Origin of the sequence: Myxococcus sp. AM009 (genome assembly GCF_013372605.1) — a bacterium.
Lineage (GTDB): Bacteria > Myxococcota > Myxococcia > Myxococcales > Myxococcaceae > Myxococcus > Myxococcus vastator.
In genome coordinates this window covers 1-22,121 of the sequence record NZ_JABXEP010000107.1, presented here as the reverse complement: position 1 = coordinate 22,121, position 22,121 = coordinate 1, and the positions used below count along the sequence as shown (strand labels likewise).

17 protein-coding genes and 1 CRISPR repeat array (1 of these 18 running past the window's edge) are annotated in these 22,121 nt (G+C 70.5%); of the genes, 3 read left to right on the top strand and 14 right to left on the bottom strand.

The annotated features are described in order from the left end of the window. Positions 1-2,232: direct repeats of the CRISPR family, unit length 36 nt; unit sequence GTGCTCAACGCCTTCCGGCATCACGGCGAGCGGGAC; it reaches 6,119 nt to the left of the window's first position. 264 nt (positions 2,233-2,496) lie between these two features. The 11 genes from cmr6 to HV824_RS24010 all read right to left on the bottom strand — a co-directional run bounded on the left by cmr6 (position 2,497) and on the right by HV824_RS24010 (position 17,402). After that, complete coding sequence (gene cmr6 / locus HV824_RS24060) at positions 2,497-3,561, bottom strand: type III-B CRISPR module RAMP protein Cmr6 (RefSeq protein WP_176424324.1); 1,065 nt, start codon at positions 3,559-3,561, stop codon at positions 2,497-2,499. Beyond that, positions 3,554-3,961, bottom strand: coding sequence for a type III-B CRISPR module-associated protein Cmr5 (gene cmr5 / locus HV824_RS24055; RefSeq protein ID WP_176424323.1), 408 nt, complete (start codon positions 3,959-3,961; stop codon positions 3,554-3,556). Before cmr5 ends, cmr6 begins: the two co-directional genes overlap by 8 nt. Continuing rightward, positions 3,958-4,905 carry a type III-B CRISPR module RAMP protein Cmr4 gene (gene cmr4 / locus HV824_RS24050; protein WP_176424322.1) on the bottom strand — a complete coding sequence of 316 codons (948 nt, stop codon included), beginning with the start codon at positions 4,903-4,905 and terminating at the stop codon, positions 3,958-3,960. Before cmr4 ends, cmr5 begins: the two co-directional genes overlap by 4 nt. Positions 4,906-4,907: 2 nt before the next feature. Further along, entirely contained in the window at positions 4,908-6,116 is a 1,209-nt protein-coding gene (locus tag HV824_RS24045) for a type III-B CRISPR module-associated Cmr3 family protein (protein ID WP_176419737.1), read from the bottom strand. After that, the gene (gene cas10, locus HV824_RS24040; RefSeq protein ID WP_176424321.1) at positions 6,113-7,897 is read right to left on the bottom strand and encodes a type III-B CRISPR-associated protein Cas10/Cmr2; all 1,785 of its coding nucleotides are present in this window, start codon (positions 7,895-7,897) and stop codon (positions 6,113-6,115) included. Before cas10 ends, HV824_RS24045 begins: the two co-directional genes overlap by 4 nt. A gap of 4 nt (positions 7,898-7,901) precedes the next feature. Further along, positions 7,902-9,281, bottom strand: coding sequence for a type III-B CRISPR module RAMP protein Cmr1 (cmr1, locus tag HV824_RS24035; protein ID WP_255208297.1), 1,380 nt, complete (start codon positions 9,279-9,281; stop codon positions 7,902-7,904). 186 nt (positions 9,282-9,467) lie between these two features. After that, positions 9,468-11,297: an SAVED domain-containing protein gene (locus HV824_RS24030; RefSeq protein ID WP_176424319.1), complete on the bottom strand. Its 1,830-nt coding sequence runs from the start codon at positions 11,295-11,297 to the stop codon at positions 9,468-9,470. An 89-nt stretch (positions 11,298-11,386) separates the two neighbouring features. Further along, on the bottom strand, positions 11,387-12,250 hold the full coding sequence (locus tag HV824_RS24025; RefSeq protein ID WP_176424318.1) for a nucleotidyltransferase: 864 nt from the start codon (positions 12,248-12,250) through the stop codon (positions 11,387-11,389). Positions 12,251-12,342: 92 nt separating this feature from the next. Further along, positions 12,343-13,191 (bottom strand): serine/threonine-protein kinase, encoded by an 849-nt coding sequence (locus tag HV824_RS24020; protein ID WP_176424317.1) that lies wholly within the window; start codon positions 13,189-13,191, stop codon positions 12,343-12,345. Between the two features lie 16 nt (positions 13,192-13,207). Then, the gene (locus HV824_RS24015) at positions 13,208-13,990 is read right to left on the bottom strand and encodes an RNA polymerase sigma factor (RefSeq protein WP_176424316.1); all 783 of its coding nucleotides are present in this window, start codon (positions 13,988-13,990) and stop codon (positions 13,208-13,210) included. Further along, positions 13,971-17,402, bottom strand: coding sequence for a serine/threonine-protein kinase (locus HV824_RS24010; RefSeq protein WP_255208296.1), 3,432 nt, complete (start codon positions 17,400-17,402; stop codon positions 13,971-13,973). Before HV824_RS24010 ends, HV824_RS24015 begins: the two co-directional genes overlap by 20 nt. A 221-nt stretch (positions 17,403-17,623) precedes the next feature. Here HV824_RS24010 and HV824_RS24005 point away from each other — a divergent pair, with 221 nt between their 5' ends. Next, positions 17,624-17,944, top strand: a complete 321-nt coding sequence (locus HV824_RS24005) for a hypothetical protein (RefSeq protein ID WP_255208295.1) — start codon at positions 17,624-17,626, stop codon at positions 17,942-17,944. Between the two features lie 9 nt (positions 17,945-17,953). Here the strand turns inward: HV824_RS24005 and HV824_RS24000 are convergent, their stop codons facing one another. Genes HV824_RS24000 through HV824_RS23990 form a run of 3 tightly spaced genes read right to left on the bottom strand, consistent with a single transcriptional unit; the run spans position 17,954 to position 20,915 of the window. Continuing rightward, a complete protein-coding gene (locus tag HV824_RS24000; protein WP_176424315.1) occupies positions 17,954-18,763 on the bottom strand; it encodes a carbohydrate ABC transporter permease in 810 nt (269 codons plus the stop codon). After that, positions 18,760-19,638, bottom strand: coding sequence for a carbohydrate ABC transporter permease (locus tag HV824_RS23995; protein WP_176424314.1), 879 nt, complete (start codon positions 19,636-19,638; stop codon positions 18,760-18,762). Before HV824_RS23995 ends, HV824_RS24000 begins: the two co-directional genes overlap by 4 nt. Continuing rightward, positions 19,635-20,915, bottom strand: a complete 1,281-nt coding sequence (locus HV824_RS23990; protein WP_176424313.1) for an ABC transporter substrate-binding protein — start codon at positions 20,913-20,915, stop codon at positions 19,635-19,637. The genes HV824_RS23995 and HV824_RS23990 overlap by 4 nt, the downstream gene beginning before the upstream one ends. A gap of 242 nt (positions 20,916-21,157) precedes the next feature. On the opposite strand from HV824_RS23990, the gene HV824_RS23985 reads away from it, so the two are divergent. Both HV824_RS23985 and HV824_RS23980 read left to right on the top strand, forming a co-directional pair. Next, positions 21,158-21,577: an STAS/SEC14 domain-containing protein gene (locus HV824_RS23985; RefSeq protein WP_176420799.1), complete on the top strand. Its 420-nt coding sequence runs from the start codon at positions 21,158-21,160 to the stop codon at positions 21,575-21,577. Between the two features lie 94 nt (positions 21,578-21,671). Continuing rightward, entirely contained in the window at positions 21,672-22,085 is a 414-nt protein-coding gene (locus tag HV824_RS23980) for an STAS/SEC14 domain-containing protein (protein ID WP_176420800.1), read from the top strand. The last annotated feature ends 36 nt before the right edge of the window (positions 22,086-22,121 follow it).

Genomic DNA, 22,121 nt, shown 5'->3' with positions numbered 1-22,121 from the left:
GCTGGCGGTATACGGAGGCTGATTTGACCCGTGCTCAACGCCTTCCGGCATCACGGCGAGCGGGACGATGGATGCGCGGCTCATTGAAGGCATCATGCCGAAGCGGTGCTCAACGCCTTCCGGCATCACGGCGAGCGGGACCGAGGGCCACGTAGAGGACGTCCGTGCCCTCATGGGCGTGCTCAACGCCTTCCGGCATCACGGCGAGCGGGACCTGGACCAGGCGCTCTCCGTTCCGGAAGCGGCGTCGTGCTCAACGCCTTCCGGCATCACGGCGAGCGGGACTGAACTTCGTGCGGTTGGAGGCGATGGTCTTGATGGTGGAGTGCTCAACGCCTTCCGGCATCACGGCGAGCGGGACTGCGGAGTCGTTGCGGTTCGCTGGATGGGAAGTCCGCTAGTGCTCAACGCCTTCCGGCATCACGGCGAGCGGGACTCTGCCGCCGCTGGTTCTGGTCGTCTGGGGTCAAATGTGCTCAACGCCTTCCGGCATCACGGCGAGCGGGACCGCGCGGAAGCTCGCGGAGAGGATCGCCCACGTCGTGCTCAACGCCTTCCGGCATCACGGCGAGCGGGACAAAGGGCTCAGCCCGCATCAGCGCACGGGTGAAGGGTGCTCAACGCCTTCCGGCATCACGGCGAGCGGGACCCCTGATGCCGTGCTCTTCCAGCAGTTCGGGGATGCTGTGCTCAACGCCTTCCGGCATCACGGCGAGCGGGACCTGCCCCGTCCCACGTACCACCCGAGGAGAAGAACGTGCTCAACGCCTTCCGGCATCACGGCGAGCGGGACAAGTACCGCGGCGGCACGTCGCCAATCTCCAAGAGTGCTCAACGCCTTCCGGCATCACGGCGAGCGGGACTACTCGCTCAACTATATGCCGGGCGTCCTGGAGCCGTGCTCAACGCCTTCCGGCATCACGGCGAGCGGGACGAGACGGTGGACTCCATCGCCCGCGACCTCGGCCTCACGTGCTCAACGCCTTCCGGCATCACGGCGAGCGGGACGCCGACGCATCGAAGCACGTAGAGACCAGATGGAGTGCTCAACGCCTTCCGGCATCACGGCGAGCGGGACCGGGTACTGCAACAACGACAACGCCCTGCAGTACGCGTGCTCAACGCCTTCCGGCATCACGGCGAGCGGGACGACCCAAGTGCTTGAGAACCACGTCACCGACGGGTGCTCAACGCCTTCCGGCATCACGGCGAGCGGGACCGGCCAGATGCCGTTGGAGGCGATCTGCGTGGAGCGGTGCTCAACGCCTTCCGGCATCACGGCGAGCGGGACCACAGTGTTGTAGTACTCACCGTGTGATTTAGCGTTTGGTGCTCAACGCCTTCCGGCATCACGGCGAGCGGGACGGACCGCATTTATCTGGAGCCATAAATGAAGGCAGAAATGTGCTCAACGCCTTCCGGCATCACGGCGAGCGGGACCAAAGCTTATCCGGGGAGGCTTGGAGAGGGAGGAGTGTGTGCTCAACGCCTTCCGGCATCACGGCGAGCGGGACTTCCGGCATCCTAGGTTCCTCCGAATCCGAGAGGAGTGCTCAACGCCTTCCGGCATCACGGCGAGCGGGACTTCCCCTTCCCGCCGTCGAATCGCTCCACCTGTAGTGCTCAACGCCTTCCGGCATCACGGCGAGCGGGACCCGGTCCGTTCAGCCTGACCTCAAACTACGGCATGTGCTCAACGCCTTCCGGCATCACGGCGAGCGGGACCCTGGAGCTGAATAACATGCAAGGCTTTATCGGAATGTGCTCAACGCCTTCCGGCATCACGGCGAGCGGGACAGTTCCCCGCGCACGGTGCCGAACGCCGTCGAGGTCATGTGCTCAACGCCTTCCGGCATCACGGCGAGCGGGACGAAGTGCGTGCGTGGCAGCGACACGCCCGACCTCATGTGCTCAACGCCTTCCGGCATCACGGCGAGCGGGACGAGCTTCGAGACTCGGGGCCGCCCTGCCACTGGGTGCTCAACGCCTTCCGGCATCACGGCGAGCGGGACAGACAGGAGCGCCATCGTCTCCTTGGGCATGTGGCCCAGGTGCTCAACGCCTTCCGGCATCACGGCGAGCGGGACGGACCGCATTTATCTGGAGCCATAAATGAAGGCAGAAATGTGCTCAACGCCTTCCGGCATCACGGCGAGCGGGACTTCCCCTTCCCGCCGTCGAATCGCTCCACCTGTAGTGCTCAACGCCTTCCGGCATCACGGCGAGCGGGACAGCCCGTCTGAATCTCCCAGCAGTTCCGCCAACTTACCACCCCCCTTTTCAAGCACCTCCCCCACTTTCACCAGGGTTGTGCCTCTCAGGCCCTACCCATAACTCCAAAACCCCTGGAATTACTCAGCTTTTCATCGATCATGCACCTATTCACCTGTCAAAGAGCCTCAACCCCCTGAACTCCCTGGGGAAATCGTCAATTTCCCCGGCACGGGCCGCCGCCACGGCGAGGTGCTTGAATGTCGAACACCATACAACACCCCCTCACCCACCCGTCCCCATCCGCGCGAGCAGCGCTTCCCGTCGCGCTTCAAGCTTGGGGCTCTTGACGAGCGACCGCAACGCCCTGGCCCCAGCCTCGCGAGCCTCGGGCGCCAGGGAGACCAGCCGCGGCAGCCACTCCTCTTCAAACACAGCCAACACCTGCTTCTGCTCCAGCCTGTCAGAGCGCCGAGCCTCTACCCACGCCAGGAACTCCGTCAGCGCGGGCGAGGCGCGCACGGGACGCCGGGGCTGCTGGATGGCGCAGGGCCCTTCCCGCTCAAGCCTGCCGTACCCCGCCGCCGTCTTTCCGCCCACCCCCCAGTGGCGCAGCGCCTCGTCCAACCGCCGCGCGGTCCACGCCAGGAAGTCCTCCGCCTGCGGATCCGCCTCCGTGCCCGGCGCCAGGCTCAGCGCCACGAGGAACCGGCCCCCGGGGCGCACCGACAAGAAGGACACGGGGTTGGGCGACTCATAATCGCTCGGCCAGTCTGCCTTGCCGCCGTACCAGGCGGGGTGATGGACCGTGAGCACGTCCCGGGCCAGGAACGACGGCGCGCGGTCCGGCCCCGTGGCGCGCGCGCTCGGCACCCACTGCGCGTCGTGGAAGATGACCTCGCCGATGTGCGCCTGCTCCGGCGCGCCCTCCTCCCCTGGCACGCCGAAGAGCCTCCGGCGCTCCTCCTTCGCGCCATCGCCGTACACCGCGCGCAGGTAGCCCGCGAGCACGCCCTTCAGCGACGAGCCCGGCACCACGGGCACGCCCCACGTGTGGTGCAGCGTCAGCCCCACCCCGGTGGGTGATGCGTTGCCATGCCCCACCAGCAGGCGGCTCACCGCGCGCGCCGTGAAGCTCGCGGTGTAGGACTGCCGGAGCGCGTCCTCCCAGCGCTTGAACGCCTCCGCGTAGTCCTCCGGCTCGGGGTGCGCCTCCAGGCGGGACAGCCATTGCGCCCAAGGGCTGTCCGGGCCGTCGTGCTGCTTCTCCGGCGCATAGCGCTCGTACACGAGCCCCGCGTGCGCGTTCTCCCCGATGGTGCCCGCGACCCGCAGCAGCGCCTTACGCATCGCCGAGTCCCTCCGCGGGGAAGGTGGCCTGCACCGCGCGGCGGAACCACACCAGCAGCCGGAGCGACTCCCGCGTGGCCAGCATGTACGCGTCCAGCTCCAACTCGCGCACCGCGCCCGGCAAGCCCTTCTCCTTCAAGTCCCGCGAGGACAGCCCCGGGAGCCGTGCCCGCTCCAGGCACCACTCCAGGTCCTTCAACAGGCGCTGAGCGGCCGTGTTGCTCCCGACGTCCCGCTCCGCCAGGAACGCGAGCGCCGCCGCCAGCCCGTCGCGCAGCACCGCCGCCCCCAGGCCATTCACCCGGGGCTTGTAGTCCGCGCGCAGCGCCGGGACCTTGACCTCCCGCACCCGCGCATACGCATCCAGCGCGCGCTGCTGCTCCCGCGTCTGCCCCGTCATCGCGCACCTCGCGCAACCGGAGCGCGCCACGTCAGCAGCCGGCAGCGCCCGCGCCCCACGGTGGCCTTGCCCCCCAGTTGAAGCACCGTGCCCTCGCCGCCGAGCGCCGCGTCCAGCACCGCGTCCGCCGCCAGCTTGCTCGGCGCCGGATTGAAGCTGCCCGTGGCCCCCATCACCCCCACGAGCAGCGTCTCCGCGGGCAGGCTCTCCTCCGTCCAGAGCTGCCCCTTGGCCGCGGTGCCCGTGTCCGGGCAGATGCTCACGCGCGTATCCACCTGCGTGGCCGTCTCCCAGAGGAAGGACATCGTCTCGTCGTCCACCAGCACCAGCCGCTTCGTCAAGAGCGCGCGCTCCTCGGGCTCCGGCAGCATCCCGGCCAGCCCCTGGGCCCAGGCGTCCAGGGCCGCGTCGTCCTCGGGCGTCACCGGCAGGTCCAGGTCCTCCAAGTACACGCGAGGCTCCGCCGTGTCTCCGCCGGACACGACGGCGCTGGTCTTCACGGAGGCCACGCGCGCGCGACGCTGGGCCAGGGGCTCCACCTTCGGCCAGGCGCCCGCCTCCCCGCCCAGGTCCCGCCGCGCGAGCGCGAGCAGCAGGGGCGAGGTCACCAGCGCGAAGGTGCCCACGAAGCTGCGCACCGGCAGGGCGAGCAGCCGCGCGTCCCCCACCACCAGCGCGCCCGCGTAGTCCCCGGGCTCGTCGCCCACCGGGCCCGGCTTCGTCCGCCGAGGCCCGAAGACGGCGTCGTGCAGGCCCCTCGCGTCGCCCGCCTCTTCACGCGGCCGCCGCAGCTCGCGCAGCACGCCCTTGAGGGACGAGCCCGGGATGAAGGGGATGCCCGTGGCCTTCTGCCGCGCCAGGGGAAGGTCGATGACACCCACGCTCTGCCCGGTGCCGACGTGCAGCGGGGACAACGCGTGAAGAAGATAGGGTCGGCTCTCCATGTTCAGGCTCCTTGTCCGTGACGGGGCGGTTGCCACACGCCGGGCAGCACCTGCCCCAGCGCCTCCGCGTGGCCGCCGCCCCAGGAGGCCAGCCACAGCGCGCGCAGCTCGTTCGCGGTGAAGTCCCCACCGCCCTGCTTCTCGAAGAAGTAGACGGCGCCCGCGGGGACCCACCGCCGCGTGGGCCGGGGGCGCCGCCGCACCATGTCCCAGCCGGACACGTCCAGCGGCCGAGGCACCAGCGCGGCGCGCAGCACCACGGGCGCATCCAGCCCCGGCAGCCGGCCCACGTAGCGAGGAGGCGTCCCGTCCACGCGCTCGAAGCCGTCCGGCAACCAGCCGCGCTGGAACTCCGCGGGCGTGGCCAGCACCAGGCGCAGGCCGCGCGTCGTCCGGGCCAGCCCCTCCGGCATGGCGAAGAGGTCCGCGTCCAGCCGCTCCACGTCCGACAGCCGACGCCGTCCGCCCAGCCCCAACGGGCCACGAGGCAGCCCGCTCGCCGGGTCCGGCCACGCGCAGGACACGCCGAGCGCCCACTCCTCCAGCGTGAGGCGCCCCGCCTCCCGCGACTGGACGCGCAGGCACTCCACCACCTCGCGGGAGTGCAGCATCGAGTCCTGCGAGGCCTGCGTCTCCACGTCGATGGCCAGGTGGATGTCCGTGCGCGGCGGCGGCGACTCCCGCTCTGGCGCGGACGCGTCCTGCGCGCCGCGCAACCACGCCACCATCCTGGACTCCGGCCAGAACAGCGCGGACGGCAGGGGCTTGCCGCTCGCGCTCCGGCGGGGGTGCCACAGCGCCTCGCGGGCGTCGTCGTCATCGGGCCCCAGCGTCGCGGCGCCGCCGGGGTGGGGCTCCAGGCGCACCAGCCGCTCCGCGCCCGCCTCATCCAGGACGCGCACCGCGTCGGCGGGCGCGGGCCACATCCGGTGGGCCTGGGTGAAGGTCGTCTCGCCCAGCCCGCGGCGCAGCGCCACGAAGCGCTGGAGCGCCACTGGCGCGGAGTCCCGCTCCCACGTCTCCGGGGACAAGGCGCTGCCCCTGGCCGCCATGACGTCATGCCCCCAGGCGGCGCGCAGGGCGCCTCTCACGGTGGTGGGCAGGGGCCACGGCAGCGAGTACCCGCGCCCCACCTCCGAGGTGTACCAGCCCCGCCCGTCCTTGGCCGACAACCCGTCGCGCGGCAGCAGCGCGAAGCACGCGTCCCTCATCTCGCACCGTCCTTGTCCTGTGCTGAAGCGAGCCCGCGCCCCGCGCGAGCGAAGGTGTCCGCGACCAGCAGCCGCGACGCCCAGCGCTCCAGGGCTTCCCGCGGCGCCATGGCGGAGGACAGCTCGAGCCCCACGGCCTCTGGGGTGAGCGGTGCGGGCGCGCGGCCCGCCTCGGCGCGGGCGAGGATGCGCCGGGCCTCGTCGCGAAGCAGCTCCATCATCCCAGGCGCAGCGGCGCCGTCAGCGGGGAAGCGGCGCGCGAGGGCCTCCACCTCGTGGACCTTGCCCAGGGGGAGCGGCTGCGCGTCGCGCGTGAGCAGCGCCACGTCGGTCTCCAACTGGCCCACGGGGTTGGAGCCCCAGGGCGCCGTCCACAGCCGCTCTCGGCCGGCGTGCTTCGCCACGAGGATGGCCAGCGCGTCGCGGCCCGCCTGCTTCGCGGCGCGCTCCGCGCGGCGCCCCAGGTTCAGCAGCTCGCCCAGGCTCTCCAGGACATGGCCGATGCCCAGCCCCACCGACAGCGTGGGCACCGTGGCCCCCGTGCCTACGAGCGCCCCCTCCAGGGACTCACGGAAGGCGACCGCCAGCGCCCGAGCACACCTGGGCGCGTCCATGGGCGTGACGAAGGCGAGCACGTCGTCCCCGCCCGCGTAGACGAGCACACCCCGGTGCTGCGCCTCGACGAGGGCCCGCGCCTTCCGGGTGAAGTCCGCGAGCGCCTGGGAGACACGCTGGTGCGCCAGGTGTCCGTCAGGCCGCGACGCGAGCGCCTCCAGCGCGCGGCCCATCCTGTCCCCGTCCGCCACCAGGCACGCCACGTAGGGGAAGGGCTCCGCGTCCGCGCCCATGGCCTTGCGCAGCGGCTCCACGTAATCACGTCCGAAACGCGCGGCGGCGGCCCGAGGCTCCGGGACGGCGTATTCCTCGAAGTAGGGCTGCCAGCGCTCGGGGAGCAGCAACTGGCCATCGAAGGGGAAGGCGTCCACCCAGGGCCGCCGCTTCCCGCGCACGGGCTGGAAGCCCCGCGCCTCGCACTCGGCGCGGAGCCGGGCGAGCAGCTCCGGGTGCCGCGCCTCCGCCGCCTGGAGCCAGGCCGCCAACCCGATAGAGGGCACGGGCACGAACTGACCTGGCTGGCCTCCCGCGCGCTTGAGCACGCCGAGCGCGTCCAGCTCCTCGCGCAGGCCAATGCGGAAATCGCGCCAGGGGCCGCCCGCCTGGCGCTCCCGGCGCAGCAGGGACGGACGGGCGCCGTCGAGGCTCGACTTGTGCGTCCCCTCCGGTGGCCGCTGCTTCCACGGCGCGAACTCGCGCAGGCCCCGGCGGGACTCCAGGGCCCGCTCGGCCTCCACCAGCGCGGCGGCGTAGCCCGTGGGTGTGTCTTCCACCGGCGCCCAGGCGGCGTGGACCTCCAGGAAGGTGTCCAACTGCTCCGCGGCCAGCGCCTCCGCGTCCGGGATGAGCAGGGACTGGCACGCCTTGAAGACGCGCGCCCACTCGGCCCGCAGCCGGGACTTCGCCGCCTCCCTGGCGCGCCGGGCCGCCTGCTCCGGCGCGTCCTCCACCAGGGCGACGACCTTGTTGGCCACCCCGGCGCGCGAGTCCCGCGCCTGGTCCGGGTGCGGGAAGATGAGCGTGGCTCCGGACTCCAACAGGGAGACGGCCATTTCCCGGGCCAGGTTCGACAAGACCTGGCTGCCGTACCAGAGGTCCCGCGTGCGGCGGGCCTGCGCGATGTAGCCCTGCACCGGGCCCACCTTGAGGACGAGGACGTGTTTCATGGGCTCACGCTTCCTGGGCCTTGCGGGTTTCCTTCAGCCACATGAAGAAGGCGTCGCGCAGGTTGTCCGCGCGCTGGAGTGACTTGAAGAGGGGCTGGTCGTCCTGGGCACGAAACGCGCGTGCGAAGGGCACGCGGGTGAGCGGGACGGCGTCCTTGAACTGCGTCATGACGACGTGGCCTCCGTTGGGTGTTCCGCGCTCCAGCCACAGCGCGATGGGCTCGAAGCGGCCATCCGCGAGCGGCAAGGCCTTGACGATGAGCGGTGACGCGAGCCGGTCCATCTGCTCCCACTGGCCGCCCACCTGCCGCTGCCACTGGAGCTGGACGTCATCCGGCTCCTTGGGTTGGTAGTCGCCGCCCTCGCGCCGCTTCTGCTGAAAATGGAAGACAATGGGCAGCCCGAAGCCCGCGCGTGGCCACGCCGGCGTCGCCGAGTGCTGTGGGCGCGGCGCGTGGACCTGTGGATAGGCATTGCCCGCGCTTCTGGATTGACGGGACGCCCGCGCGAAGCGGCGAAGCTTGTCGGCCTCGGGCCAGTTGGAGCGGCCCGCGCGCTTCCCCTCGCCAGGGCTCCTCGCCACGCCCAGCAGCCCGGCGTCTCCGGAGGACACGGGCTGCGTGCCCTGACGAAACTCACGCAACCAGCCCAGCGCGGCCAGCCAGGCCTTCTCGCCGTCGCGCTGCCGCGTGCTCGCGCCTCCCTGGAAGAGCTGCGCGCCCCTGAGCAAGGGCAGGTCACAGGGGTGCTCCGCCAGTTCGGGAGAGAAGAGCGGCACGTCTCCGAAGAGGCGCCTCAACGAAGCCCGGTCCGCCGAAGCCGGCAGCCATTGCGTGATGTCGGGGGCCGAGGGCTCCAGACAGACGGAGCCACAGCCACGCCGGGGGCGAGAGCCATAGCCACCGAACAGAATCCAGGCGCGGACCGCGTTGCGCACCTGTGCCATGGCGTCACCTTCGGGCGCGGTCACCTCCAACTTGAAGCGGAGGCCCGGCTTCCAGCGAGGGACATCCGCCTCCTGCTTGCCGTTGCGAGCCGGCCACAGCGCATAGGCGTGCGGGGCGCCGAGGTCGATCTTCCCCGTGTCCGCGCCCGCGGGCCGGACCTCCGTCACCCGGAGCTCCACCTGGGAGCGCCAGGCACGCGCGGCGTCGCCATCAGACGCATTCCCGGCCCGCCCCATGCCGCCCCAGAGTTCCCGCTCCCGAAGCGCCAGCGCCTCCGAGCCCCCCGCGACGTAGGCATGGCCATACAGTGCGCGCCACCAGAAGCGCAGGTGCCCGCGCACGGTGGGGACGCGGATGATGTCCACGGAGGGGAGCTCCGCGCTGCGCGCCACAGGCCCTCCGCCCAGGATGGGCGTGACGGTCTTTAGCGCCAACATGAAGGACTCCAGCCTCGGTGCCGAGGCGGAGCGCCGCCGCAAGTGGCTGGCTTCGGTTGAAGAAGGTTCAGGCAGGTCCAACGAGCGCATGACGCTCCCGTGTCAGCAGAGTGGGCAACAGCGTGAACAAGGCGTGTGAGCACGCACGGTGAGCGTCAGCCCCACCGTGCCTTGCAAGGCGCGCGGCTACCGCGCGCCCGCGAGCCGAGGAGCAACCAGCTCCGGGTGCTTCTCGAAGAGGCGCTCGAAGAGCAGCCGCACGCGGTCCTGGAGCTCCTCGCGGGGAGGCGCCTCCCAGTCCCGGAGCGCCTGGAGCAGGTCCTCCACCCAGGCGCGCGCGTTGTCCAGGCGCACCAGCCGGTGTCGGAAGTAGAGCGCCAACATCACCTCCTCGCGTGAGTCCTCCAGCGACAACCGGACCCGCTGCTGGAAGTAGCTCTCGTGCGGGTCACGGAAGGCCGGCAGCCCCACCAGCTCCACCGTCACCCGCTCCAGCTCCTCCCGCACCTCGGCGTCTGGAGCGCGCAGCGCGAGCTGCGAGAACCGGCACGCGTGGAAGAGCCAGATGAGGTAGCGGCGCAGCCTCCGCTCGGCCAGCTCCCGCACGGGACGCTCGGGTTCAAAGACGCGCAGAATCTCCAGCGAGTTCCAGACGATGGACTCGAGCGTCTTCACCGAGCCCACGTCCTTCACGGTGCCGCCCTGCCTGGCCTTGCGCCACGCCAGCGCCACCTCGACGCCCACCGCGTCCGCGTCGTAGTCGGCGGCCTCCAGCACGAAGCCCGCCCTGCCGATGCCGCGGTAGTTGTACGACGTCAGCCCGCCCTGCCGGACATGGAAGGCCTCGTGGATGAGGAACAGCCGCAGGCACTCCTTCCAGTCCTCTTGCGACTGGAGCCGCTCGCGCAGCGCCCCCAGCCCCAGCAGCAGCTCCCAGTCGAGCTTCCACTTCCCCGCGCCATGGCGGAAGAGCGGCGTGGGCTCGTAGGCGGGGTCGTCCTCGATTTCACTGCGCAGGTAGGCCTGCCCGTCGATGTGCTCGACGAAGGGCTGCTGCTCGGGCTCTTTGAGCCAGGCGACCAGCTCCTTGTGGACCCGCTGGACCTCCCGGAGCACCCGCATGGCGTTGAGCTTGTCGTCCGCGGTGGGGCTCCGAGGCGCCACTGCGCGGACCGCACGAATGACATGAACCCGTTCATAGCCCTGCCGGTCCGCGTTGAAGTGGAGGAGCGTCAGGGGATGCTGCGTGGTTGGATTGACGACCGTGCCCAACGCCGCCGCGAAGCTGACGGGCGCGTCGATGGCCAGGACCACGGACTCAGCGCCATCCAGCCGCTCATGCAGCGTGTCGAGCACCTCCCGGAGCTGCGTCGCCGCGCGCGTCACCTGCCCCGGGTTCTGGACCGCCGTGGGAGACGGCCCCGTCACGGGGCGGAGGCAGACCGTCGTCAGGATGGACGCCTCTGGCAGCCACGCCGCCACCTTTGAACGGACGTTGTCCCGAATGGCCCGCGTCACCTCGACGACCAGCAGGACGTGGCCCCTTCCTCCCTGACGGCCAGAGGGCAGTCCTTCCACCTGGAAGAAGTCCTCCGCCGACGGAGCGGCCATCCGGTCGTACCCCAGCGACCAGGAGCCATCCGGCGCCTGCTGATAGACGCAGACGGGCCGGCGCGGCAGCCGCGAGGCCAGCTCGAGCATCAGCGCCAGGGGCGCGCAGCCGAAGAGGTGGATGGGGAGGTGGTCCAGGTGCAGCTCCGCCTCCCGCTTGAGCAGCGCCGCCGCGAAGCGCTCGTGCTCGCTGAAGGACTCGCTCCAGTCCTGCCCCGGGAGGCTCCGGGCGGCCCGGGCCGCGTCATACGGGTGCAGGACGACGGAGGCCACGTCACGGTCTCCTTCCTGGCCGTACCGAATCAGGGTGTCCCGCGCCGTGGCCTCGATGACGGGCCGGTCCTGCTCGTAGCGCACGATGAGCGCGCGCGTCCTCGGGTTGATGGGGATGTCCTCGCTCCGCATGTCCGCTCCTGGAAGGGGCCTCACCAGAGAGGACGCGAAAATGCGCGGGAGCCCATCGCGGCGCCGTTCACTTTCCGGGCTCCCCCGCGTCAGCGGTACCGGTAGGCCTCGCCAAAGAGCTTCCGGAGCCGCTTGTGCGCCTCCTCCGGGCGCGCGTCGCGCTCGCTCAGCGCCAGCCGCACCTCCCTGGCCGCGCCCTGGAGCGCATTGCGCGCGGCTGTCCGCTGCCCGCCGGTCATCCGCTCGTCCACGTTCCCCCCCAGTCCAGCGGGGTCGCTGCTGGGCCGCTCCACGCGGCCCGCCATGAACGCAAAAAGCGTTTCCAGTCCCTCCAGGTAGCCCGAGGGTGCCCGAGAGAACGCCTCGTAGCTCATCACCTCCAGATGGAACGACCGCAGCGGACTTGAGCCATGCAGCCGGTTCCAGTGTTTCGCGGCCTTGATGAGCGGCTTCAGCTTCTTGCCAGCCCGCTCGTTGGCTGCGGTGCTCAGTTCCTTATGGATGCGCGGGTTGGTGCGAATCCAACGTCCCGTGTCCCCCTCAGGGATAAGGAAGAGTTCCTGCGAGGGGTGCTGGTAGGCGGGGACCACGTCGAACTCGATGTCGCGAGTCGTAAACTCCAAGTGCACCGAGTGCTGCTGGAGGATGGGCAGTTCCTTCTGGCTCCACTCCTCGTGGAGCGCCTTCCGCGCCCGCTTGAGCGCCGCGTCCGGCGTCTCCGGAGGGGTGGACGCTGCCCGCCCCACCACCGTGAAGATGTCGATGTCATGCAGCGGCCGGATGGCGGTGCTCCGGCTGTAGGAGCCCGACAAGAAGGACGTCTCACAGCCGGCGAGCCTCCGGCTCAGCGCCTCACGCACCAGCGTGTGCTGCCTGCTGACCTCGCTCCGCTGTCCCTCCGTCAGCTCCAGCGAGCTGATGAACCGCTCCAATGCCTCACCTACGCTCCACATGGTGGCGCCTCCTGGTCCGTCTCCTCCAGAGGACGCTCCCGGCGCGGAAAAGGCATCGCGGCCGACGTGATTTCCCAGTGGGCGCGGCGCGCTCAGCCCGGACCGGCGGTCAGCGCGAGCACCTCCGCCAGCGGAGGACGCCGCCCGGGCACCTTGTCGAGCATCCGCGCGACCATCGCCACGGTGGCCCGGGACGCGGCGGCCTCCAGCCACTGGATGGGCGGAGGGTCCATCACGTGCCGGAACATCAGCTCGTGCTCGGCCTCGCCAGGGAAAGGGAGCGCACCCGCCAGCATCTGGAACCAGAGGATGCCCAGGGCATAGACGTCCACCTCGGGCCCCACCCGCTTGGCGTTCACCCACTGCTCTGGCGCCATGTAGTGCCGGCTCCCCAACATGGCCTCCTCCGCGGTCGACAGCGGCAATGCGGAGTCCACGCCCGAGGCTTCGGCGACCCGCTTGGCGAGCCCAAGGTCCGCGAGCCGGACGTCCAGCGCGCCGGGCCTGTCACAGGCGAGGAGCACGTTCGCCGGCTTCAAGTCCCGGTGAATCCACCCGCGCGCGTGAAGCAGGGACAGCGCCTCCGCGAGCTGGTGCACGACCCGCGCGCAGTCAGGGACCTCGAAGCGGCCTCCCGCGCCAGCCAGCCCCTGCTCCAGGTCTCTCGGCAGCCACTCCAGGACCAGGTAGGGGTGCCGCGCGTCAATGACGCCAAAGGCCAGCGCGCGCACCAGGTGGGCATGTCTCAAGTCGAGGAGTGACTGCGCCTCCTGGAGGAAGCGCGCCACCAGCTCCGCGTGAACGCCCCACCGGGCCGCGAGCACCTTGATGGCGACCTGCCCGCCCTGGGCGTCGCGGCCTTCGTAGACGTCGCTCGTCGCCCCCACCGCGACCCGGTGTTCGATGCGGTACTCCCCGGCCTGGGTCCCTGGTGGCAACATGGCGGGCGCGCCTCGCTCAAGGACTGATGGCGGGCGTGTACGGACGCAGCCGCGTCACGAAGTCCAGGACCTCGCGCAGTGAACCTGCGCAGTCCGGGTACTCCGCGATGAAGGCCTCCTGGTCCAGCGGCGCTCCCGCGTCCCGTCGGCGGAAATACGCCTCCAGCGCGGCGCTCACCTCGGCTTCATCCTGGAGCGGCCCCCCGTCCTCCCGCATCCGCCGCCGCAACGTGCTCATGCCCCGCTGAAGCAGCGACGACACGGCGGCATGCGACTTCTTCATCTGTTGCGCGGCCTCCTCGACGGTGAACTCCCTCAACCAACAAAGCGAGAAGGCCTCGCTCTGCTCCTGCGGCAGGTGCGCGAGCATTGACAGCAGCCGCCGCCATTCTTCTCGTCGGGCGGTGAATTGGCTGGGTGTCCGCTCGTCGGAGGGAATGGCCTCGACCTCCTCCGCGCCGGAGGCCCTCCCCCCGGGGACGTACTTCGCCTCGCGAGCCTCCGCGCGGACGACGTCCAGGGACTGCGTGAAGACGACCTGCTTGAGCCAGGCAATCCACTCGCCCTCCGTCTGGCCACGGAAGGACAAGAGCTTCTCGAAGGCACGCAAGGCGGACTGCTGGAAGATGTCCGACGGACGCGTGGCCCCCTGGAGCCCCAACGCGGGGCTCTTGGCCGCGTGCCGCTCCAAGGCCTTCCAGCTCCTCCGGAACAACGCGTCCATCGCCGAGTGCTCGCCGGCCCGCGCCCGCTGGAGCAACTCCTCGAACGACGCCTCATCAGTGGATGGCGGAATCATCACGTCCCCCTCTCAACGGCTTCGCGTCTTCACAAGTGAGGGCCTGGAAGCGCACGTCCTCCGGGTCCTGCGCCAGGAATCGCCGCACCAGGGTACACCGTCCCTCACGGGATTCCGCGCGCGGGGCATCCAGACCCAGGGCGGCGGACACCTCCTCGTGCCCCTGAAGCGCGCTGGCCGCCATGAGGGCATAGCGCTTGTTGGGGGGCTCGCCATCCAGCAACGCCTGTCCCAGCCGCTGTGCCTCCGCGTAGCGCGCCTCGGCCTCCCGGAGGCGACCCGCCGCCGCGTGGAGGCGACCCTCCGCGACCAGGGCGCTCCCCAACGGCCAGAGGTAGAACGCCTCGCCGCCCCGGGCCGCGCGCGCGCTCCGCGCAAGCCGCAACGCGCGAGCCACCACCGCCTCGGCCTCCCCCAACGCGCCCTCTTCGATGGCCAACTCACCACGCTGCGCCAGGACCACCGAGAGCAGCGCCTCGTCATAGGGGCGGCCGGTATTCTGGGCGTGCAGCGAGCTGGCGCGGTCCAGGAGCGCCGCGGCCTCGCGGACGCGCCCCTCCGCCCACCGGAGCTCCGCGTGCTCAGACAGGCTCACCGCGAGGCTGCGCCGGACGTCGACGTCGTCGTCCCCAACCTGGAGCTGGGCCTCCATGTGCCGCAAGGAGGCCCGCAGGTGCGCATCCGCCCGCGCCCACTGCCCGCGCGCCATGGCGACCTTCCCCAGCTTGGAGTCATTGAGCGCGAGCTGCCATTGCAGGTCGTCGTCGGCGAGCCCCGCCACCCTCATCATGCGGCGGGCCTCGGAGAACCGACGCTCCGCATCGGAGAGGGAGCCGGCGTAGTAGGCAGCGTCCCCCATGCGGTGCGCGACGAGGACGGCCGCCAGCCGGACCTGGTGCTGGGCCTGCTCGTCCATCGACAACTCATTCAAGGACGCGTCCAACTGCGTGAGCATGGCCCGGCGGATGTCCAGCGTGTGCGCGCGCCGGCTCAGGTCCCAGTCTGCTTGCGCTGAGATGCCGTCGGCCACCTTGACGAGGCGCTGGAGGTTCTCCTGCGCGTGTCGCCGCTCCTGCTCGGCCCGGACCGCGTAGAAGAGGATGGCCAGGCTCGCGAGCGCCGCCAGCCCCATGAGGAGTCGCCGGGCACGGACGCGGCGCAGTGAGAGCCGCTCCGCCGCCCGGAGGAAGTCCTTCGCGCGGGGACTGAGGGCGGGGGTGTCCCAACGGCCCGGTGAGTCGAACCCGCGCCGGTAGTGCTCCAACAACGTCCCGGTGGGGAGCCCCTCCCGCGGCCGGCGCGCCTGCTCCCAGGCATTCGCGACGCCCTCCAGGTCCGACTGCCGCTCCAGCACGACGCGCTCCTGCTCCAGCCAGGACACGAGCGACGGCACCCGGTGCAGCAGCGTCTCATGCACCAGCTCCACGCGCTGGAGGGCCGGGTCGCGCTCCCCGGAGAGCACGATGAGCCGGAGCCCGGGCGGCTCCGCCGGGGACGGGCCCAGGGGGATTCCGGACAACCGGTGCAGCACCTCCTCGGCGAGCCCGTCGTTTCCCGACGCCGCGAGGACGTCCTTCCGGGAGCGGGGCCGCCGGGTATCGGGCGTGCCGCGCCCCACCTGCACCAACTCCAGGAGGAGCCACTTCGCGCGCTGCTTGCCCTCCTCCCCCAGGCGCTCCAGCAGCGCCTCCGCGTCGTGAGCCAGCGCCCCACCGACGCCCCCCAGCCGCTCGTAGTGCTGGTGTGTCAGCGGAGCGCCACCGCTGAGCATCCACATGCGTTGCAAGGTATGCCCCAGCAGCGGGAGGCGCCCGCCCTGGCTCCGGACATCCTGCACCATCCGCTCGGCGAGCCCCTCGCTGAGCCGCAGCCTCGCGCGGCCCGCCATGCCCTGGACGACCTGTGACAGGGCCTCGTCCCCCATGGGCAACAGCGGGAAGCGCGCCGCGGCGTGGAGGTGGTGCGGCAGCGAAGGCATCTGCTCGAGCCGGTGGATGAAGTCGCTGCGCAGGCTCGTGAAGAGCCGCAGCGGCGTCTCAGGCGCGGCCAGCGCGGCCGCGAGCAACGCGTCCATTGCCGCCAGCTCGGCGCTGCTCAACGTGAACAACTCCTCCATCGGCTCCAGGACCAGGAGGAGGCGGCAATCGCTGGGTGTATGCGCCGTGACGAAGTCGTGGAGCGCGACCGGGCCGCTCCGAAGGGAGGCCTCGATACCATCGCGCGTCCCGGCGGCGGCGACGTCCGCATACGCGGCGGCGAGCGCCTCCGCGAGGTGACGGAGCGGCGTGTCCGAAGGTCGCATGGTGGCGATGCGCCATCGCGGCTCCGCCTTGGCGGACAGCGTCTTCAGCGCCGGCAGCAGCGCGGCCTGGATGAGCGAGGACTTCCCGACCCCGCTCGGCCCCTCCAACTGCACCCAGCGCCGGGTGCCAAGACGCGCCTCCTCCAGACGTTCGAGCAACGCCCGCGTCTCCTCCTTCCGGCCGAAGAAGAGCTCCGCGTGCGCCTCCGTGAAGGGCGCGAGGCCGGGGACGGGACACTCGTCCGCATCCAGCGCCCAGGCGCGCTCGAACACGGCGCGGCAACGCGCCATGTCGGGGCGCGCCGCGGGCTGCTTCTCCAGCATGTCCGCGATGAACGACGCAAGCCCGGTGGGCACGGCCGGCGCGAGCTGCTTCAAGGGCGGCGGCGGCTCACGCTGATGCGCGGCGATGACCAGCACCGGCTCCTCCGCGTCGAAGGGTGGACGGCCCGCGAGCAGCTCGAAGAGGACCACTCCCAACGCGTAGACATCCGCGGCCCCATCCACCTTCGCCGCGCTCAGGAGCTGCTCGGGGGCCATGTACCGGAACGTCCCGATGAGCGTGGCTTCGTGCGTGTGGACCTGCGTGGACAGCAGGTCCGCCTGTCCCTCCGGAACCTTGGCGATGCCGAAATCCAGCACCTTGACGCGATAGCCAGACGCCAGCGAGGCGTCCGGGCACAGGAAGAGGTTCTCTGGCTTCAAGTCCCGGTGGACGATGTCCTGCGCGTGGACGTCCACCATGGTGGCGGCCACCTGCGCGCAGAGGGCCAGCGCGGTTGCCATTGGGATGCTCGGCTGCGCTTGCATCCATTGCCGGAGCGACTGTCCCTGCAATTGCTCCATGGCCAGGTAAACCGTGTCGCCGACACGATCACAGTGCAGGATGCGGACGACGCCCGGGTGCTCAAGCAGCGCCAGCGCCCGGGCCTCCTGAAGGAAGCGTGCGACGCGCTGCGGATCCTCCGCCGCGGAGGCAGACAGCACCTTCAAGGCCACCGGGTTGCCCACGCGCTCGTGGACGGCCGCGAAGACCTCCCCCATGCCACCGCTGCCGAGCAGGCGCAGCAGCCGATAGGGACCAAGCTGGGTTGGAATGGACTGGGTCAAGACGGCGGAGCCTGCGCCACAGGGGCATTTTCAGTCCAGCCCTTGAATCGTCCAGGCCAGGGTCTTTCACACCCCGCCTGAACCCGAGGAGTGCCTTGCAGGCGGCCACCGCCCTGCTTCCCCTCTCTGTCCTGGAATCTCGCGCGGGGCCTGAGCGAATCGCATGGGCCGAGTCCCGCATCCATCAGGCACCGAGCCTTTCGACAGAGGAGCGCCTAGACTTGCTCGTGGTACTCGGCACGCTGGCATCCCGCCGGTTCGGGCAGGACAGACTCAGTCACTATTTGAGGGACATCATGATTGATTCACCTTTCTGGGAAGAGCAGCGCGCACTGGAGAGAAAACGAGTCGAGGTGCACGAGCGCGTCGACACACTGTTGACCTTCGCCAACGCACGCCGGATTCCCCAGCCACCCGATGTCGAGGAGCGTCTCTCCCACCTCGGCGCCGCGGCCCTGAAAGCCCTCGTGACCCAGGCAGTGACAGACCCGGACACCGCGGCCACCGAGCTGCGCGCCATCCTCACGGCGCCGCAGCACTGAGCCCGCCCGCTACTCCTTCACCGCGCCCGCCGTCAGCCCGGACACAATCCGCCGCTGGAACAGCACCGTGAGCGCCACCAGGGGCAGCGTGGCCACCACGGAGGCCGCGGCAATCTCCCCCCACGGCTCGCGGTACTCGCTGGCGAACAGGCTGATGGCCACCGGCACGGTGCGCTTCTCCGGCGTGGAGAGGAACGTCAGCGCGTACAGGAACTCATTCCACGCGAAGATGAAGACGAGAATCGCCGTCGTCGCCAGCCCCGGCGCGGCCAAAGGCAGCAGCACCTGCCAGAAGGCCTGGAACGGCGTGCAGCCGTCCACGCGCGCGGCGCGGTAGAGCTCGTCGGGCAGCGCCCGGAAGAACGACGTCAGCACCCACAGCGTCAGCGGCAACGCGAACGTCGCATACGGCAACGCCAGGCCCACCAGGCTGTCCCGCAGCCCCACCGTGCGCAGAATCAGGTACAGCGGGCTCACCGTGGCAATGGGCGGGAACATGCTCACCGCCAGCGCCGCGCTCAGCAGCAGCCCCTTGCCGCGGAACTCCAGCTTCGCCAGGGCGAACGCCGCCGCGGCCCCCACCGTGAGACAGAAGCCCGTGGTCAGCGCCGCCACCAGCAGCGAGTTCAACACCACGCGCAGGAAGGGCCGGCCCCACAGGACGCTCGCGTAATTCTCCAGCGTCAGGTGCGAGGGCCACGGCCGGGTCAGCTCGCCATCCGGCCACAGGCTCGTCAGCACCTGCCAGCCAAAGGGCCCCAGGAAGAAGGTGAGGAACGCCACCACCGCCAGCGCGGTGCCCAGCCCCGGCCGCTTCATCGCGCCGCCTCCTCACGCCCCAAGAGCCGCAGCCACACCGCCGCCAGCACCACCACGCACAGGAAGGTCGCCACCGACAGCGTGCTCCCGTACCCGAAGTCCCCCGAGCGCATCAGCGTCTTGTACGCGTAGATGCTCAGCGTCTCCGTCGTGTTCGCCGGCCCGCCCTCCGTCAGCACGTAGATGGCGTCGAACACCCGGAACGCATCCAACGAGCGGAACAGCAACGCCAAGAGCAGCGCCGGCTTGAGCAGCGGCAGCGTAATCGAGACAAAGGTCCGCCACGGCGAGGCCCCGTCCACCCGCGCCGCCTTGTACAAGTCCTCCGAGATGCCCTGCAGGCCCGCGAGCACCAGCAGCGCCACGAAGGGCGTCGTCTTCCACACGTCCACCAGGATGGCCGCGTGCAGCGCGTACCCCGGCGCGCCCAGCCAGTTGATGTCCTGCCCGGGCAGCAGCCGGTTGATGACGCCGTACTCCGGGTTGAACATCCACGCCCACAGCCGCGCGCTCACCACGGTGGGAATCGCCCACGGCACCAGCACCGACGCGCGCAACAGCCCCCTGCCCGGGAACGCCCGCTGGAGCAGCAGCGCCAGCGGCACCGCGAGCAGCAGCTCCACCGTGACGGCGACGGCCGTGAAGTACGCCGTGTTCCCCAGCGCCGCCCAGAAGCGCGCATCCCCCAGCAGGTAGGCGTAGTTCTCCAGCCCCGTGAAGCGCCGCTCGCCGAAGACGAGGATGAAGCGGTGCATGCTCAGCCACACCGCGGCCAGGATGGGGTACAGCGCCACGCCCCCCAGCACCAGCACCGCCGGCGCCACCAGCAGGTACGCCTGCCGCCGCTCTCGCGCCATGCTCCCCCGCCGGCTCATGGCCCCTCCCCCGTCAGGTGGTCCACCTGCCGCTGCGCGCGCTTCAGCGCGGCCTCCGGCGTGCGCAGCCCGGCCACGGCGGCGGAGAACTCGCTCTGGAGCACATCCGAAATCAGGTTGTAGTACGGCGTCACCGGCCGCGGCTTCGCGCGCTCCACCATGGGCAGCAGCCCGGCGATGAACGGCGCCTCGTCGCGAAGGCGCGCGTCCTGGTACACGGCGGGCCGAGGCGGGTTGCGCGCGTAGTTCAGCGCCAGCACCCGGTTGGCCTCCGGGGACGTGAGGTGCGCAATCAGCCGCGCCGCCAGCCTCCGCCGCGCTGGCGACACATGGGCATTCACGGCCAGCTGCCACCCGCCCAGCGCCCCCGCGCCAGGCGCGCCGCTCACCGTCGGCAGCGGGGCGATGCCCACCTTGCCGCGGATGGGCGAGTCCGGCTTCTGCGCCTCGCTCCACGCATACGGCCAGTTGCGCATGAACACCGCGCGCCCTTCCTGGAACACCCGCCGCGACTCCTCCTCCGAGAAGCCCGTCACCGTCGCGGGCGACACCCCGCGCTCCACCAGACCTCGCAGATACGCGAGCGCCTCGCGCGCGGGCGCGTCATCCAGCAGCACCCGCCCCTCCTCCGACAGCGCCCGGCCGCCATGCCCCCACAGCGCCTCGTACACATTGCAGGACAGGCCTTCGTACTGCCGCCCCTGCCACACGTAGCCCTGGAGCCCGGGCGTCTTCGCCATCGCCTCGCGCGCGAAGCGCTCCAGCTCCGCGTAGGTGCGCGGCGCGCGCGGCACCAGGTCCGTGCGGTAGTAGAGCAACCCCACGTCCAGGTACCAGGGCACCGCGTACGTGCGCCCCTCCACCACCACGGCCTCCACGGGGCCGGGGAAGAAGTCCTCACGCAGCCGCTCGGGCGGGAACTCCGCGGACAGGTCCGCAATCCAGCCGGCGCGCGCGAACTCGGGCACCCAGACGACGTCCGCCACCAGCACGTCGAAGTCCCGCGCCCCGCCCTCCAGCGCCGTGAGGAAGAACTGGTGCGCCAGGTCGGACGCGTTGGGCAGCGCCTCCGTGATGAGCTCCACCCCCGGATTCTCCCGCTCGAAGCGCGCCAGCAGCTCGCGGAACGGCTCCGGCGGCCCCCACAGCGGCTGATACTTGAAGACCAACCGCGTGCGCCCCCCCGCCTCGCCCGACGCGTCCTGCCGCCGGCAGCCCCAGATGGCCAGGCCCACGACGAGGCCCAGCGCGAGCACGATGGTGGAGACGCGTCTCATGCGCGGGCATGACTCCAGCCACACCCCGCCCCGTCAAGCCCGGGAATCCAGGTCGGTCCGCGCGTCAACACCCCGGAAGTCTGGCGCACTGAATGAAAACAAACCTTCCAGACCTCCAGGCGTGTCCTGCAAAACCAATCACGCCCGGTGAGTCATCATGAACCAAGGGAGAGCCACGATTCGCTTGGACGCTGCCTCAGCGGTATTCTCACCCAGGCAGGAACAACTGGGAGGGGGAAGCGATGAAACAGCAGCCTCGGGATTGGCAGTGCGGAGCCCACCGGGCCCACTTCGAGGAGCCGGACACCCTGGTCGCCGAGTTCAACGGCCTCATCACCCTGGACGAGGTGAAGGAGACGGTGACGCTCTACCACCAGACGACCACCGACCACGGCCAGTACTACCTCATCGCGGACATCGGCCGCTCGCAGCTCGAAGCGGCCGGCCGCCGGTACATGTCGGAGAAGGCCAGCTCCGACTGGTTTCACGCCATCATCTACGTCGGCGCCGACATCGTCATGCAGACCTTCGTCAAGGCCATTGCCCTGGCGCTGCTCTTCACCGGCAAGTCGACCTTCGAGACGGTGTTCGTGAAGACGCAGGACGAAGCCCGCGCCTGGGTGGCTCAGCACCGGCTCCGGCTCAAGAGCAAAGCAGGGTAGTGGGTCAGGAATTCCACGCCCAAATTGACAGGCATGCATCTCGCGCTATTCCCTGGTGGGCGTTATGCTCACCAGGGTTTCTGGAGGGAGTGACATGCAGCAACTGGAATGGAAATTCGGTGCCCACTCGGTGCGCTATGAGGCGCCCGACGTCGTACAGGCGACCTTCATCGGTCCCATCGACCTGGAGGAAATCAAGCGCGCGGTCGACGTGTACGGGGAGATTGCCCAGCAATACGGGCCCTACTACCTGATCGCCGACATCGGCCAGTCCCAGCTGGGCGCGGAGCCCCGGCGCTACCTGTCGGAGAACGGCAAGGCGGACTGGTTCAAGGGCACCGTGTACGTCGGCGCGGACGTGGTGCAGCAGACCTTCGGCAAGGTCATCGCGCTGGGCATGCTCTTCACCGGCAAGGCGCGCTTCGAGACGACCTTCGTGAAGGACCACGACGAAGCGCGCGCCTGGGTGGCGCAGCACCGCCAGAAGCACAAGAAGAAGCTGGGCTGAGCTTCCGCCCCATTTCCCCCCCAAGCCCTGGAGCCC